The organism is Streptomyces sp. bgisy130 (assembly GCF_057708345.1).
Genome location: NZ_JBYISA010000057.1, coordinates 16,835 through 31,281 on the forward strand (window position 1 = coordinate 16,835; position 14,447 = coordinate 31,281).

12 protein-coding genes and 2 pseudogenes are annotated in these 14,447 nt (G+C 67.8%); 1 reads left to right on the top strand and 13 read right to left on the bottom strand.

Annotated features, from left to right (window positions below; genetic code table 11):
• Window positions 1–347 precede the first annotated feature (347 nt).
• The 9 genes and pseudogenes from AC3EUV_RS35940 to AC3EUV_RS35980 all read right to left on the bottom strand — a co-directional run bounded on the left by AC3EUV_RS35940 (window position 348) and on the right by AC3EUV_RS35980 (window position 9,417).
• Window positions 348–3,794: a response regulator gene (locus AC3EUV_RS35940; protein WP_432146573.1), complete on the bottom strand. Its 3,447-nt coding sequence runs from the start codon at window positions 3,792–3,794 to the stop codon at window positions 348–350.
• Between the two features lie 25 nt (window positions 3,795–3,819).
• Window positions 3,820–4,410, bottom strand: a complete 591-nt coding sequence (locus tag AC3EUV_RS35945) for a hypothetical protein (protein WP_435604724.1) — start codon at window positions 4,408–4,410, stop codon at window positions 3,820–3,822.
• Between the two features lie 481 nt (window positions 4,411–4,891).
• On the bottom strand, window positions 4,892–5,275 hold the full coding sequence (locus AC3EUV_RS35950; RefSeq protein ID WP_432146571.1) for an Hpt domain-containing protein: 384 nt from the start codon (window positions 5,273–5,275) through the stop codon (window positions 4,892–4,894).
• Window positions 5,276–5,409: 134 nt separating this feature from the next.
• The gene (locus AC3EUV_RS35955) at window positions 5,410–5,604 is read right to left on the bottom strand and encodes a hypothetical protein (RefSeq protein WP_432146570.1); all 195 of its coding nucleotides are present in this window, start codon (window positions 5,602–5,604) and stop codon (window positions 5,410–5,412) included.
• 41 nt (window positions 5,605–5,645) lie between these two features.
• A pseudogene (locus tag AC3EUV_RS35960) lies at window positions 5,646–5,870 on the bottom strand (hypothetical protein); the annotation flags it as partial.
• 650 nt (window positions 5,871–6,520) lie between these two features.
• Window positions 6,521–6,704 (bottom strand): annotated as a pseudogene (locus AC3EUV_RS35965) (fasciclin domain-containing protein); the annotation flags it as partial.
• A gap of 107 nt (window positions 6,705–6,811) precedes the next feature.
• The gene (locus AC3EUV_RS35970; protein ID WP_435604725.1) at window positions 6,812–7,456 is read right to left on the bottom strand and encodes a TIGR04282 family arsenosugar biosynthesis glycosyltransferase; all 645 of its coding nucleotides are present in this window, start codon (window positions 7,454–7,456) and stop codon (window positions 6,812–6,814) included.
• Window positions 7,453–8,181 carry a glycosyltransferase family 2 protein gene (locus tag AC3EUV_RS35975; RefSeq protein WP_435604726.1) on the bottom strand — a complete coding sequence of 243 codons (729 nt, stop codon included), beginning with the start codon at window positions 8,179–8,181 and terminating at the stop codon, window positions 7,453–7,455. The genes AC3EUV_RS35970 and AC3EUV_RS35975 overlap by 4 nt, the downstream gene beginning before the upstream one ends.
• A 183-nt stretch (window positions 8,182–8,364) precedes the next feature.
• Complete coding sequence (locus AC3EUV_RS35980; protein WP_435604727.1) at window positions 8,365–9,417, bottom strand: NAD-dependent epimerase/dehydratase family protein; 1,053 nt, start codon at window positions 9,415–9,417, stop codon at window positions 8,365–8,367.
• Window positions 9,418–9,775: 358 nt separating this feature from the next.
• On the opposite strand from AC3EUV_RS35980, the gene AC3EUV_RS35985 reads away from it, so the two are divergent.
• Window positions 9,776–11,149: a hypothetical protein gene (locus AC3EUV_RS35985; protein WP_435604730.1), complete on the top strand. Its 1,374-nt coding sequence runs from the start codon at window positions 9,776–9,778 to the stop codon at window positions 11,147–11,149.
• Window positions 11,150–11,220: 71 nt separating this feature from the next.
• On the opposite strand, the gene AC3EUV_RS35990 is transcribed toward AC3EUV_RS35985, so the two are convergent.
• From AC3EUV_RS35990 to AC3EUV_RS36005, 4 genes are all read right to left on the bottom strand, one after another.
• Window positions 11,221–11,760, bottom strand: coding sequence for a class I SAM-dependent methyltransferase (locus AC3EUV_RS35990; protein WP_435604728.1), 540 nt, complete (start codon window positions 11,758–11,760; stop codon window positions 11,221–11,223).
• A 156-nt stretch (window positions 11,761–11,916) separates the two neighbouring features.
• Window positions 11,917–12,099: a hypothetical protein gene (locus AC3EUV_RS35995; protein WP_432146565.1), complete on the bottom strand. Its 183-nt coding sequence runs from the start codon at window positions 12,097–12,099 to the stop codon at window positions 11,917–11,919.
• Window positions 12,100–12,142: 43 nt separating this feature from the next.
• Window positions 12,143–12,661 carry a hypothetical protein gene (locus AC3EUV_RS36000; protein ID WP_435604729.1) on the bottom strand — a complete coding sequence of 173 codons (519 nt, stop codon included), beginning with the start codon at window positions 12,659–12,661 and terminating at the stop codon, window positions 12,143–12,145.
• Window positions 12,658–13,938 (bottom strand): molybdopterin-dependent oxidoreductase, encoded by a 1,281-nt coding sequence (locus AC3EUV_RS36005; protein ID WP_435604731.1) that lies wholly within the window; start codon window positions 13,936–13,938, stop codon window positions 12,658–12,660. The genes AC3EUV_RS36000 and AC3EUV_RS36005 overlap by 4 nt, the downstream gene beginning before the upstream one ends.
• Window positions 13,939–14,447: the final 509 nt, after the last annotated feature.

Below are 14,447 nucleotides of genomic sequence, written 5' to 3' on the forward strand. Positions count from 1 at the left end.
AGAGCTCTTAGGTACCGAGCTCGTCACCGGGCGCCAGGTCAGCGGGCCTTCCCTTCAGACAACTGATAGCGCCAGTCCCCGGCTGGACGGGGGTTCCAGCCGGGGCCTACAGCCCGTGTGCCCGATGCCCCTCAGCGAAAACGCGGCAGCCTGATCCTTCTACCCGCCGGAGGGATACAGATGTCCTAGTCTGCAGTACCCGGGAGTCGCGGAACTCTACGGTGCCAGCGTGAACGTCCCCGTCGCATCCTTGCAGCCCGCGGCGACCGTGCGCAGGGCCTTGGTCTCGGCACGGTCAGCTGCCACCGCAGCTTCGCTGTGACCCAGTCCAGTTCGCCGCCCCAACGTCACCCTGACGAGCCGAGGCCACCGTGAGGGCGCTCGCCCCGGCGTGCAGAGCGGGCGAGGGCTTTACCCAGCTCCTTGAGATTGATGGGCTTGGTGAGGTAGTCATCCATCCCGGCTTCGATGCAAGGCCCCCGATCGCCCTCCATTGCATTGGCGGTGACTGCGACGATGTATGGGCGACCTTCGCCCGGCCAACGCGAGCGGATGCGCTGGGTCGCCTCCAGCCCATCCATCTCTGGCATCTGCACGTCCATGAGTATGACGTCGTAGGGTTGACGTTCGAGCGCCGCCAATGCCTCCAGACCAGTGCTCGCGACGTCGGCGCGGTAACCGAGTTTGTCCAGCAGCAGTATTGCCAGTCGCTGATTGACCGCGTGGTCTTCTGCCACGAGGATCCGCAGAGTGCCCTGGGGAGCGCTCCGATGCGTCCCTGGTGCGCGCTCTACGGCAGACGCAGCACCGGCCAACTGCCCTGTGAAGACGCTGATGATGGTGTCGAAGAGCTGGGATGACCTGATCGGCTTGGTCAGGTAGGCGGCTATCTGGGAGTTGGGGAGGTCGTTGCGCTGCTGACCGAGCGAAGTCAGCATGATGAGCGGGATGGAGTGATGCTGCTGGGTTGCCTGGATGGTTTCGGTCAGGGTGGGTCCGTTCCTCTCCGGCATCTTTGCATCAACGATTCCGAGGTCGAAGTGGGCTCCGGCCGAAAGCCACTCGACCGCTTCGGTCGGTGACTCGGTGGTGATCGGCTGCATGCCCCATGACGCCATCTGTGTCATCAGGATCTGGCGGTTGACCGCACTTCCGTCGATGACGAGCACCCGTTTTCCCGCCAGCTCCGGCCTTTCCTCTGGCACAGGGTCGCGCCGCCGGACGTCTGTGGCCCCACCCTCGACGGTGAAGCGGAACGTCGAGCCCTCACCTTGCCGACTGGATACGAAGATCGTCCCGCCCATGAGTTCGCATAGGCGCTTTGAGATGGCCAGGCCAAGACCGGTGCCACCGTAGCGGCGGGTCGTTGAGGCATCGACCTGACTGAACAGATCGAACAATCCTTCAATTCGATTGGGCGGGATGCCGATTCCTGTATCCCGCACAGCAAAGTGCCATCGGCACTGCGGGGACGCATCCGACCCGTCGCCGGCATCCAGAAGCTCAGCGTCGACCGTAACAACTATCTCGCCTCGTTCGGTGAATTTCACCGCGTTACTCAGCAGATTGAGCAGCACCTGCCGCAGGCGGGTGACGTCACCCACCATGCCCGCGGGCGCGCCCGGGTCAACCAGGCAGGCCAACTCGATGTCCTTCACCGCCGCCTCGGCGGCCACGAGTTCGAGCGTGGCCTCAACACACTCACCGACATGGAACGGCTGGTGCTCAAGCTTGAGTTTACCGGCCTCGATCTTCGAGAAGTCGAGGATGTCATTGATCAACGTGAGCAGGGCCTCCGCGCTCTCACGGACGGTGCCGGCAAAGTCGCGCTGCTCGTGGTCGAGCTCCGTGTCGAGCAGCAGTCCGGTCATGCCGATGATCGTGTTCATCGGGGTGCGGATCTCGTGGCTCATTGTCGCCAGGAAAGCACTCTTGGCGCTGTTGGCACTCTCGGCTGCCTCCTTCGCCTGCTGCAGTGCCTCCTCAGCACGTCGCCGGGCTGTGACGTCCGAGAAGGTGACAACCGCCCCGCAGACCTCCCCCTTCTCCCTGATCGGGTAAGAGGTGCAAGCTACAGGAAAGAGGACCCCATCACGCCGTCTGAACATCTCCCCCTCGGTCTGGCGCCCACGGCCGGTCCGATACGCCGCACAGATCGGACATTCCTCGATCGAGCAGCGAAGCCCGTTGCGGTGGGTGTGACTGCACAGCTCGTGCATGTACTTGCCGACCAGGAAGTCGGGTTCGTATCCCAGTATTTCGGCTGCTGCCTTGTTGACGAAGGTGGAGTTTCCTTGAAGATCAGTAGCGTAGATACCTTCCGCGGTCGATTCCAGCAACAAATTGACGTTGCGTGCCGCAGTCTCTGCACGCATACGGTCCACGACCCGGCCCAGCTGCGTGCCTACGTTTGCCATCAGGTCGAGCAATGCCCCGTCGGGCTCGGCCGGCTGGAACGAGAAAAACTCCAGCACGGCGACGACTTCGTCGCCCACCAGCACGGGAAATCCCATGGCGGCATGCACACCGATGTCGTCAGCATGTCCGACCCCGGAGAATTCGGAGGTCTTGGTCACATCAACGATCCACGCAGTTTTGCCGCTGGCGAATACGCGTCCGGGCAACCCCTCCCCCGGGGTCAGCGGGCTCGCTTCCCTCGCCTGCCGGAATGCTCGAAGCTCAGCAGAGTCACCGCAGTGCCAGACCGGCGAGGGGACCAGCTTGGCGCCCTCGGCTCGTGCCGCATCAGGGGCGAGCCAGTATGCATGGCCCACCTGCCAGCCGGTGTAGCCACAGACAAGGTCGAGGACAACCTGCGTCGCCTCAGTCAAGTCAGCGGCCTCATTGGCGGTGACCGCGACGCGTTGAAGCAGCTCGAGTTCCCCGGTTCGGAGCCGCACCCGCTCAGCCATGCCGTTGAAGCGCATGGCGAGTGAGCTGATCTCGCTCATGCCCCCGACTGGCGCACGCACACTCAAGTCGCCCTCGGCGATGCGCGCGGTGGCGTGGTCGAGCATGCCGACCGGACGGATGATCGCTCGCCGGGCCCCAACCGCGACGACCGCCATGCCGCACAACATCACCACTGCGACGCCGACCGCTGCCGACGAGTACGCCGTCGCCCGGTCGACTGCCTGCGCGGTTTCTCGGTGGGTACGCACGTCGACAAGATCGAACACGCGCCCTATCGGTTGCATGATCTGAGCCTTGGCGTGACGGTAATCCGCGCTGTAGAGCAGTGCGGCGGCCCTGGCCCGGCCGGCAGCCGCCCTGGACGTTCCAGCTGTGCTGTCGATCTCGGCGAAGGCTGTCTCTTCGATTCGCGCCAGAGCGTCGGAGCGCGACCGCGCCGTCTTGAGCAGGCTCAACTCTTCACCGGTGAACCCTGCCCGCGCGGCCAGCGTATCGAAGCTGACGGCCGGTCCAGAGGAAGTGGGCCGCCGTCCGGTGTCGGTGACCACGTCCCAGTAGACACGGTCGTACTGCTCGGGGCGCGGGGCTCTACCGTCACGAATAGCCAGGATCTCGACGAAGTAGTCCCGGTAGCGTGATTCTCCGGTGACCGCGTACGTCCTTGCCATGCGGGTCAGGTCATCGGAGGTCTGGCGCAGTTCGTCGGCCAGGCGCAGCGATTCCGACCGCCGGCTCTCGGCCCGTGCAGCGTCCTGCATGCTCTGCACGGCAACCACGCTCAGGGTAAGCACAACGGCAAGCAATAGGGCATTGACCACGACGAAAACACGCACGAGCATTCGGAGCGACACACTCACCCGCCGCCCCACAGAACGCTTCATCGCCACCACCCCTCCGACAGGACACCTAGCGTCTCTCGTCGATCTCGGTGTGTAGCTGGCTCTCACACCCCAATGAGCCAGGTGCCATTTGCCAATTCCCAGGGTATCCAACCAGTGACCGGTGCAGCGGGTCGGCGAGCTTCCCTGCGAGCCCGTTCGCGGTAGTGGGTGAGGCGTCGAGCGACAGCCCTTCAATGCGGTCCGGCGGTATTCCGATGCCTGTGTCACATACCAGAACAGGTCGAAGCTGCTTATTGTCATTGAATGCACCAGCGCTTTCAAAGGCCCTGTCGAGCTGCCGGCGCAATTCGCTGGCGTCCTGGGCAGGAACCCGCTGTCTGTGCGAGCTCTCTCCGATCGGCAACGTTGAGGAAACCGTCACGCAGCCGCGCCTCTGCGGTGTCACCGAGGTGGGAATCCGTTCCATCAGCCTGAGCTCGGTCAGGAGCAGACAGGCCATGGTGTAGTAGGTGTCCAAGTCCGGACCAAGAATTATCTTGCATGTGGCGCCCATGTAGGCGAACTGCTGCAGCAAGTTGGAAATGGGCCGGGTGTCGGCCGCAGCCACGGCCCGCGGCGAGTGGGTGGCCTTGATCTTGGCCCACTGGTCAGCCATGGCCGACGGTAGCTGTGCCGTCCTGCCGGTACCGGATATCTCGCCGTGTGTGGTCTGCACACTGCCCCCAACCGATTGTTCACGGCAGCCAGGTCGGAGAACAGCCCGTCGATCCGCTTTTCCAGCAGCTGTGCCTGATGCGCGGCAGGCGGTTCCTCTGTGGCGCGACGCGACAGCGTCCGGCGCTGCAATACATTTTCGATCAGGGCACTGAGCGGGCGCAGGTACTGCGCCCCTGTCAATTCAGCGCGAGCAAAATTAATCCCTGAGTTCCGCTGATTTAGGAGGAAGAATTTACGAGCACCGGAGGGAGTATAAACGCCACCCAGATCGCAGCGATTTTATGCCATATCCGCGGCCTGCACCGCCGCCTTCTCTCTCCGCGCGGCATCTCGTAGGTCACCGCAGGTGCGCCCCGGATTCATCCGGCCCCTCGCCAGTCACCGCAGCGTGGCGGCTCTTCATCGCCCTCCTCCCGCGATCAGCTCTCCCGTGGCCGGCTGCTGGGCGCCAGATCCTGTCGAAGGTCTGCCAGAGCCTGTCGAGCATGGCGGTAGGCGGCTTCGGTGTCCTTTGCGGCCGACGTCGTGCCCTCGGACAGTTCGCCGTGTGCTGAGAGTTTCTCCAGCTCCTGGCACAACGACCCCAGCTGCTCGAGCCCGAAAGTCTTGCTGAACGATTTCAGCGTGTGCGCGGCACGGTGTACCTGTTCTGTCTCGTTGTCCTGGACCCCCTGGTGGATCTGGTCGATCAGTTGGGGAGAGTCCTCCAAGAACATGTTGACGAGCTCGATGACGAACGGAGCTTCGAGCGATTCCACCAGCTCATGCACGACCTGTGGGTTCAGCACGGGTGGGGTTTGCATGCTTTCGTCCTCCGATCAGACTGCCGCCCTGGTAGTGGCAAGGCACTCTTAGGACCAGCACGTGGCGGTTAAGTCGTTTCCCGAGCTTGATCGGTCCACTTCGGGTGACCCCTTCTCGTTGTGCATACGGGGAATCACTGAGCACGGACGCCCGGGCACGACCTGTTGATCACCGGCCTGGTGCCATCGGGCCTGAACCGCACGTCGAAGGCGAGCAGGACGACATCAAAGGCTTCCGTACGCATGACGCCCGGTGCCTGGTGACTCTCGGCAGCCTCTGTAGGGACTCCATTGATTTCCAGCCGGTAGGTCACCATCATGCGGTTCATCCAGTGGGCATCGACAACCGGCACTCGGCGTCGTTCCGGGGTCACGGTGTGCGCCCCGCTCGCAGGCGTTCACGGAATTTCCAGGCCAGGTCGGTTGATCTCATGTGAACCCGGGTTGTGGTTGCGCTCCGGATCAGACTCGAACTTGGCCGGGCTGGGGGCTGCTCGGCCAACTGGCGCCGGCTGCTGATATCGAGTTTGTGATGGGAACTGGCCGGATGCGCGTCGACGGTCTTTTGCGTGACAAGCAGGGTTTGGGCGATCGCGCGGTTGGACTGCCGGCGGCAGCCACCTCCACGACGCGCCGTTCACTGGGGGTAAGGGCCTAGATTCCGACCGCAAGAGCGCTGCACGGGTGGGTATCGCATGCCTCGCGCTCGGTGTTGATCTGTTGGACTAGCGACTGTGCGCCGCAGGCGAGGACCTCATTCAGCACGCGCCGGGCGTCCGTGCGTCGGCCGACGCGTCGTAGTGCAGCGCTATATTCCGCGGTTGCCTTGGCGTGTTCCAGGCGGACCGGCAAAAACCGGAGCTGATAAACGGCCTGCTCAAGGAAGGCCATCTGGCCACGGTGAACTAGTCCGGCGATACGCAACACTCGTCCGCGGGCCAAAGGCGCGCCCCGTTCGCGGGCCAGTCGCAGTTCCTCCAGCGCTAGCGGCTGGGCTTCCTCTTCCCGATCCAGCTGATGCAAGCATAGCGCGGCCTCGGACTGCCAGAGCAGGGCCGCAGGATTCTGCCCTGGCAGTCCGAGGCCGCCAGGAATGCCTCTCCTGCGGCCAGTGCAGCCTCAAAGGCGTCTCCCGACTTCGCCCGCAGGCGCAGACGACAACACCGTCAGGCCACACGGTCTGCCAACCCACCGGTAACGGGTGCCCACAGCGGTGCCCGGGCGCCCGGGCACCGCGGGTGCCGGCTACTGCTTCGGTAGCAGGACGCTGTCGATGATGTGGACGGTGGCGTTGGCGGCCTGCACGTTGCCGCAGACGACCTTGGCGGAGTCGTCGACCGTGTAGGACTCCCCCGGAGCCGGCCGTGGTCAGCTTGTTCTTCGCCAGCGTGTTGAAGGAGCCGTCCGCGAGCTGCTTGGGCGCGATCTCGTGTTGAGCCGGGCAGGCCATACCACCACGCTCTGCGGATACCTTCGGGCCCCAGTCTGCGTTGTCCACTCGGCGAGGGCCTGAGTCGTTACCGCTTGCCGTGCCGCTCACCGACCGGCCTCCGCCAGCGAGTTCAGGGTGGTGGTGAAGCGTGAGCCGGGAGGGCAGCAGGCGGCGACCTCGGCGACGTCGGCGGCGGTGTCCACATCACGCAGCACCGGCAGGTCGCTCACGCTCAGCCCCGCTTCGGCAAGTCGGCGCCGCTGGATCGCCCCAGTGCGGTCGGTGGACATCGGCACGCCGCGCACAAGGGCTGCGGCGCGCACCGGGTCGGCGAAACCCAGCGCCCAGAAGCCGCCGTCCGCGGCCGGCCCGAACCAGGCATCGGTGCCGTCTCGGCCGACCCCCGCAAGGAGGTCCGTGGTCAGTTGGGGGGTATCCATCCCGACCAGGAGTGCCGGTCCACGGTCACAGCGGCCAAAGGCGGCCGCGATCCGCTCGTCCAGGCCGCCGGCGCCCTGGGGCACGATGTCGAATCCGGGCGGCAGCCAGGGGCCGGGAACACCGTCGAGAACAAGGACTCGGCGCCGGACGGGGGCCCTGAGCACCGTGTGCAGGGTGTCGGCAAGGGCTGCCTCGGCCAGAGCAGCCGCCTCCTGGGGCGTGTAGGGCGGGGTGAGCCGCGTTTTGACCCGCCCCGGCACCGGTTCTTTGGCGATGACCAGCAGCGTGTCCGTAAGCCGGGCGCTCATCGCCCGGTTCCTGGGGTGATCGCCGCGGCCCCCCGGTCGGTGACGGGCCGCTCGGCAAGGACGGCGCGCATGTCCCGTACCGCCTGCCAGGTGCCCCGCCAGGTACCGGTGACCTTCGAGCGGCCGGTGCGCGGGTGATACGGCACATCCGTCTCCGCCACGCGCCAGCCTGCGTCGGCGGCGCGGACCACCATCTGGAGCGGGTAGCCGGAGCGTCGGTCGGTCAGGTTCAGAGCGAGCAGGGCCTGGCGGCGGGCGGCGCGCATCGGGCCCAGGTCGTGCAGCGGTAGTCCGGTACGCCGGCGGATCAGACGGGCCAGCTCCAGGTTGGCCAGGCGGGCGTGCAGTGGCCAGGCGCTGCGTGTAACGGGCCTGCGGCGGCCCAGTACAAGGTCGGTGGAACCGTCGAGGACGGGCCTGCCGACAGCGGGCAGAAGTGCGGGATCGAGGGAGGCGTCGCAGTCGCAGAAGCAGACGACGTCGGCGGTGGCGGCGGTCAGGCCCGTGTGGCAGGCGGCGCCGAAGCCGCGTCGCGGCTCGTGGACGACATACGCCCCGAGGGCGCGGGCGATGTCCGCCGAGCTGTCGACGGAGCCGTTGTCGACGACGATCGCGCGCCAGCCCGAGGGGATTCGGCCCAGCACCCACGGCAGGGCCTCGGCCTCGTTGAGGCAGGGCAGCACCACGTCCACAGGAGAAGCCGAAGAAGGGGATGTCTCGGTCATGCCACTCACACTACGGAGACAAAGGAGGTATAGGGGCAGAAGGGAATTTACGGATCGCTGTCGTCCTCTGATGCTTCCGCCGAATGCCGAAATGCCGGTGCGAGACGCGGTGGCGGTGAATCCGTGCTGGAAGGGGCCGGCCCTTCGTGTTCGTCGGGGCCGGCATTCGCGCCGGAGGGAAGGTCAGCCGGCTCGCAGCGAGGCCGTCGCGAACTCCGCCATTCCCTCCACAAACGCGACCTCCGGCTTCCAGCCCAGTTCGTCACCCAGCCTGCGCGAGGATGCGGTGATGTGGCGGACGTCGCCGAGCCGGTACTCCCCCGTGACAACCGGCGTCCGCCCGCCGTGCGCCGCTGCCAGGACGGCGGCCATCTCCCCCACCGTATGCGGCTCGCCGCTGCCGGCGTTGTACGCCTGCATGGCCCCCTCCGGCAGCCCGGGCAGACCGTCCAGGGCCGCGAGGTTGGCCCGGGACACGTCCCTGACATGGACGAAGTCCCGCCGCTGGCCACCGTCCTCGAACACCCGCGGTGCCTCACCGCGCTCCAGCGCGGACCGGAACAGCGCGGCGACGCCGGCGTACGGGGTGTCACGCGGCATCCCGGGCCCGTACACGTTGTGGTAGCGCAACGCGGCCACCCGCCCGCCGACGGCGCGCGCCCACGCGAAGGCAAGGTGCTCCTGCGCGAGCTTGGTGGCGGCATAGACGTTGCGCGGATCAAGTGGGGCATCCTCGGCCACCAGGCCGGGCGCGAGCGACTCACCACACCTCGGGCAGGGCGGTTCGAAACGTCCTGCCTCCAAGTCGGCCACCGTGCGCGGCCCCGGCCGTACGACACCGTGCCCCGGGCACTCATAGCGCCCTTCTCCGTAGACCACCATCGAACTCGCCAGCACCAGACGCCGCACCCTGGCCCCAGCCATACCTGCCAGCAGCACCGCGGTGCCCAGGTCGTTGCAGCCCACGTAGGCGGGGGCGTCGGCGAAGTCCTTGCCGAGCCCGACCATCGCCGCCTGATGGCAGACGGCGTCGACCCCCCGCAGGGCTTCGGCCACGGCCTCCGGGTCGCGGACGTCCGCATGTCTCCAGTCCACCCCGTCGGGGATCCGCGGGGACGTGCGGTGCGCGGCAGACAACAGCGCGTCGAGCACGCGCACACCGTGCCCGGCGCCGGTGAGGGCGGTGACGACGTGCGAACCGATGAAGCCCGCACCTCCAGTTACCAGGACCAACATGCCACCGACCGTACGGCCACGGGCCCGCCCGGCGACCGAACGGCGCCGGAACATCAGTCATGCGTAAGCCTCCTGCCGCAGGCTGGGCCTCGCCGGGCGGTGCGGCCGCCACCGTCAGCAGGCCGAAGCCCGCGCGGGCCGCGATCCGCTGAAGCCCACCGGCGCGCGCAGCAGCGCCCTGTTCGGCTGTCGGGGTGGTCGTCGGCGACCGATCGTGCCGCTGCCGCCGGCTCGGCCGCCGGGCCATCACGATGAGCAGAACACCGCTGGCCGGAGCGAGCCGCCCATACCGCGAACGATGTGATCCGCTGTGTCGAACCGTAAGGTCAGCGAACGGTCAGCCTTCCCGGCTCACGCGGTGACGACGAGTGCGCAGAAGCGGGAGTGCCGACGCGATGTGTGGGCGGTGGTGGCCGCGGTCGTGCTGTTTGCGCTGGCGGTGCTCATCGGAAGACTCCTCAACAGGACCGTTTACGGTTCGGAGGGGATTCTGCGGCTGGGGTGGCCTCCGCTGTATGCGTGGTGGCTGCCGCATGTCGGTCCGGGGACGCCGGCGGCTCTCGCTGTCGCCGCGCTGGTGGTGGTCTACGGCCCGCCGACTGCGCGGCGCCTGTCGTGGCGGGCGCTGGTGCCGGCCGTCTGGGGCGCGGCAATGGCATGGACATGGTCGCTGGCGCTCGTGGATGGTTGGGGGCGTGGCATCGCCGAGCGGCTGACCACCGGTTTGGAATACCTGCAGTCGGTGAACGGCGTGCACGATGTGCCCGCTTTCCTCCGGGACTTCACGCACCACATCCTGGTCGGCTCGCCCCACCTCTGGCCGGCGCATGTGGCCGGCCACCCGCCCGGCGCACTGCTGACGTTCGTCGGCCTGGACCGCATCGGGTTGGCCGGCGGCGCCTGGGCGGCAGCCTGGTGCATCACCGTCGGGTCGTCGTTCGCGGCCGCGGTCGTGGTGACCGTGCGGGCGCTGTGTGGTGAGCAACTGGCCCGGCGAGCGGCCCCGTTCCTGGTGCTGGCCCCGGCGGCGGTGTGGATCGGTGTCAGCGCCGACGGCTATTTCGCCGGTGTCTCCGCCTGTGCGGTGGCGCTGCTCGCGCTGGCGGCCACCCGCACCACGCGCATGCCCGGCCTCGCGGCTGTGGGCGCCGGTCTGCTCATGGGGCTTGCCTGGTACCTCTCCTACGGCCTGACGGTCCTCGTCGTGCTCGGTGCCGCCGTCCTCCTCCTCGCCCGGTCTGCCCGCCCCCTTCCGTTGGTGATCCTGGGAGTGCTGCCGTGGGTGGCGGCCTTCACCGCCGCCGGGTTCTGGTGGCTTGACGGCTACACCGCCCTCGTCGAGCGCTACTACCAGGGCGCCGCCAAGGTCCGCCCATACGGCTACTTCATCTGGGCCAACCTGGCCGCTCAGGTGCTGACAGTGGGCCTGGCCACGGTCGCGGGTCTGTGCCGAGCCGCCGGACCTCTGCGGCCGGCCGTGCGAGGGATGCGGCGTAGGTCACCGGCCGGGCGTGGTGCACTGTCGGTGCTGGTCGCCGCGGCGTTGTGCATGATGCTGCTCGCGGATCTGTCCGGAATGAGCAAGGCAGAGACCGAACGGATCTGGCTGACCTTCGCGGTCTGGCTGCTCCCCGCCTGCGCGCTGCTCCCACGCCGGGCTCATGCCCGGTGGCTGGCCGCCCAGGCCGTCCTCGCCCTCCTCGTCAACCATCTTTTGCTGACCGGCTGGTGACGGCTGCACGACCTGGGTCCGGACCGGGAGCAGCCATCCCCCAACGGGGGTGCCCGCTGCGGCAACTTCCCTCAGCCTTGATGTCGCGTGTGTGCCGGGCGAGAGCCGGCGGACCGCTTCAGCTCGAGGAAGTGGCGGTCGCCGACCGACCAGTGTTCGCCCGGCTGCCACCCGGTGACCGCTGCCGTGCGACGCAACGCGGCAACGCCGACACCGGCCCAGGGGAAGGGCATTCCAAGGCGGCCACGGCCGTCATCGAACCGCACACGCAACCGTTCGTCGACGTCCTGCGAGGCCGCCTCCACCAGTAACAGGCTGCCACGAGGAAACACCAGGCTCCCGATCCGCTCCAGCAAGGCCGGCGGGTCGCCGCCGATCCCGATGTTGCCGTCCATGAGCAGCGCCGTATTCCAGAGCCCCTCACCGGGAAGTCGTTCGAAGACGGATCGGCACAGCGCCGCGCCTCCGGTGTCGGCGGTCCGCGCGACGGCGGCACGGCTGATGTCGATGCCGAGCACGAGGTGGCCGAGCGCCCGAAGGGCGCTGACCAAGCGCCCCGGCCCACAGCCGATGTCGAGGACCGCCCCCTTGCACCGCCGCAGGACGCTCATGTCGGCGGGGTCCGGAGCGGCACACCAGCGGTCCACCTCTGACGACAGCACTCCACCTGTAGAGGGGGCCGCGGCCGTCCTGCAATGCGTGCGCATACGGGTCCTCGTGCCGGGGGCCGGAGCCCAGCGGCTGCTCTGGCGCATGCTCTTCGGTGCTCACCGGGCAGGTGCCTTCGCGTTGCGGAGCCGATTGCGCTGGGTGGCGCCGGTGGTATCCGTGGGCATCAGGACGTCCCACAGCGGGCCGGGATCCGGTTCGGTCAGGCCGACGGCCCGGAAGCCCGGGGCGGATTGCCTGGCCAGGACGGCCGGTGTGGTGCGTTCGGGTGCGTGGGGCATCGGGATTTCCCTGCCGGCCCTTTCTCGGAACTGGCGGCCTTGGTTACGCCTGGTGTCGGCCGGGCGCCTTCGGAGGGGCTTCGTGCGCTCTCGGCCGGGGCGGACGCCCACGCCACATGGCGACCAGCAAACACACTGCGGAGGCGGCGAAGAGGGCAGCCGTGATCAGCAGCCAGCGGCCCCAGAACACGTCGGCCTGTAGTCCGGTGTACGAGGTGAAGCCCGGGACCCGGTTCAGGATGAGCGGATACCAGACGAGGAGCAGCAGGAGGGCCACGAAGGCGGGCACGCGGAGGTAGTTAATCCGGCCTGTCAGCGAGGGCAAGTGGTCCGTCGCATCCCTTCTGCGCCGGAAGACGCATTGCACCACTCGGTCGGTGATGGTGTAGAGGGGGAGAAAGACCAAGTCGTGCAGGAGCGCGGCGCCCACGAACCAGAGGACGACGCCGAGCGTGTCTCCGTTCAGCAACCGGAGTCCCGCATAGCCGGCCAGCGCGAAGGAACACAGCACGAGCAAGAGGTGCAGGGGGGAGGCGCCGTAGCGGGTGCGGAAGCCCTTCACTGTGCTGCTCCGAAGGTGAGGCGAGTGACCCATTTTGTGTTGTGCACGCCGGGGTTGGCCGGGACGATGATCCGCGCCGGATAGCCGTGGTCCGGGGAGAGGTCCGCGCCATTGACCCGCAGGGCGAGCAGTGACCTGGGGTCACGCACCTGGTTGTCGCGCAGGTGGGTGGAGCTGAAGGCTCCTCCGCGCTGGGCGGACTCGACGAAGACACCGGGAGGTCTCTGCCGCTGTCCGACCAGGGCTGCCAGGTCGGACAACCGTACCCCGCTCCAGTGCTGGTCGTCGGTGGACCAGCCCTCCACGCAGGCGATCGGCAGGGCTGCCGTGTGCTGCGGCAGCGCCAGCACCTGCGCGCGGGTGAAGATCCGCTCCCGGCCGGGGCCGCGTACGACCAGGCGCCAGTCAGGCCCGATGTCGCGGGCACGGATACCCACCCCCGCCGCGGTCTTGTTGATCTGAAAGCCATTGGGGCCCTTTCCTGGCTCCTGCCCGTGCGGTGCCAGCAGCGCGGTCTTGCGCAGGGCCCCACCGATGCTTTGCCCGGCCGTCACGACGAGCAGTGCCAGCGAGCCGGCACCCACCAGGCCGAGCGCGCCCCGCCGCGACATCGTGGGCGGCGCGGGGTGGGGAGTCGCCAGGCCGGTGTCATCCGCCGCTTCGGGCGTCGTGCGTGCGGCGGGGGTACGCACGACGCCGCGGAAGCTACGGCTGCGCAGCGCCCTTGCCATGGTGGGAATCCGGAAGGCGACGTGGACGACGAAGGCGCCGATGAAGACCCAGGCGCCGTAGAAGTGCAGGGTGTAGAAGGACCCGGGGAAGATGTAGTGGAGCTGGATGTTGAGCACACCGGTGACGAATTCGAACAGTGCCCCGCCCACGAGGAGCAGCAACGAGAGCCGCTCCAGTGCATGGCTCAGTGAACGCACCGGCGGCCAGGTGAACAGCTTGGGGACGACCGACCAGAGCTTCGCCAGCAGGATCGGGATCAGCACCACGCCCAGCGTCACGTGGATTCCCTGGGTGAGGCGGTAGAGCCAGTACGGGCTGGTCGGCCAGGAGAACAGGTAGAAGCCGAGCCAGCCCTTCCCCGGCGTCTTGTCATTGCCCGGTGCCAGGTTCGGGTTGTACGCGGCGTAGGACAGCAGTCCGGTCACGAACAGCACGGTGATGCCGACCAGGAGGATCAGCCCGAACACCGACGTCAGCCACGGTCCCCGCAACGGACTGCGCCAGAAGCCCGGCTGTGTGGGGCCCGGCGGCGGAGTGTTCAGCAGTGCGGCGAGGCGTCGGCGACGACCGGCACGGGGCTTGGCAGCCTTTTCGGTGAGTGGGGAGGCGCCGGCGGCCCGTCGATGTGCGGAGCTCCCTCGGGGTGGCGGGCTGCTGTCGGCCGCCCTATCAGGCTGTCGCTGCGGCCTGGCACGACGGGGCTCGCCATCACGGTCGCTACCCTCCACATCGATCCCCTCACGGTGGCCGGTGCGACATGATCGCCGCCCAGGACCCACCGTATGCAGCTCGATGCGCAATTCACCCTTTGCCGCACATTGCAGAACTCTTTCGGCCCCACGCCGACCTCACCCCGGCCCAGGCGGGCCCCCTACGCGCAGAGGCGCCCGAGTGTGATCAGCGATTGGTCTCGGCCTCCTGCCAGGCCCCTCGGCTTGCCGCCGATGCCCCACCGGGTCGCACATCGGTCGGTGCACCGACCGGACACAGGTGGTCACCTCGGCGGTGCTGACTGGTCTGCTGGCGCTGCAAGAGGCGCGTGCCGCGCCCGATC

What these genes read in the sequence shown, in the direction of transcription:
- AC3EUV_RS35940 (WP_432146573.1), bottom strand. Translation starts at nt 3,794, where the DNA reads ATGAAGCGTTCTGTGGGGCGGCGGGTGAGTGTGTCGCTCCGAATGCTC.
- AC3EUV_RS35945 (WP_435604724.1), bottom strand. Translation starts at nt 4,410, where the DNA reads ATGGCTGACCAGTGGGCCAAGATCAAGGCCACCCACTCGCCGCGGGCC.
- AC3EUV_RS35950 (WP_432146571.1), bottom strand. Translation starts at nt 5,275, where the DNA reads ATGCAAACCCCACCCGTGCTGAACCCACAGGTCGTGCATGAGCTGGTG.
- AC3EUV_RS35955 (WP_432146570.1), bottom strand. Translation starts at nt 5,604, where the DNA reads ATGAACCGCATGATGGTGACCTACCGGCTGGAAATCAATGGAGTCCCT.
- AC3EUV_RS35970 (WP_435604725.1), bottom strand. Translation starts at nt 7,456, where the DNA reads ATGAGCGCCCGGCTTACGGACACGCTGCTGGTCATCGCCAAAGAACCG.
- AC3EUV_RS35975 (WP_435604726.1), bottom strand. Translation starts at nt 8,181, where the DNA reads ATGACCGAGACATCCCCTTCTTCGGCTTCTCCTGTGGACGTGGTGCTG.
- AC3EUV_RS35980 (WP_435604727.1), bottom strand. Translation starts at nt 9,417, where the DNA reads ATGTTGGTCCTGGTAACTGGAGGTGCGGGCTTCATCGGTTCGCACGTC.
- AC3EUV_RS35990 (WP_435604728.1), bottom strand. Translation starts at nt 11,760, where the DNA reads ATGAGCGTCCTGCGGCGGTGCAAGGGGGCGGTCCTCGACATCGGCTGT.
- AC3EUV_RS35995 (WP_432146565.1), bottom strand. Translation starts at nt 12,099, where the DNA reads ATGCCCCACGCACCCGAACGCACCACACCGGCCGTCCTGGCCAGGCAA.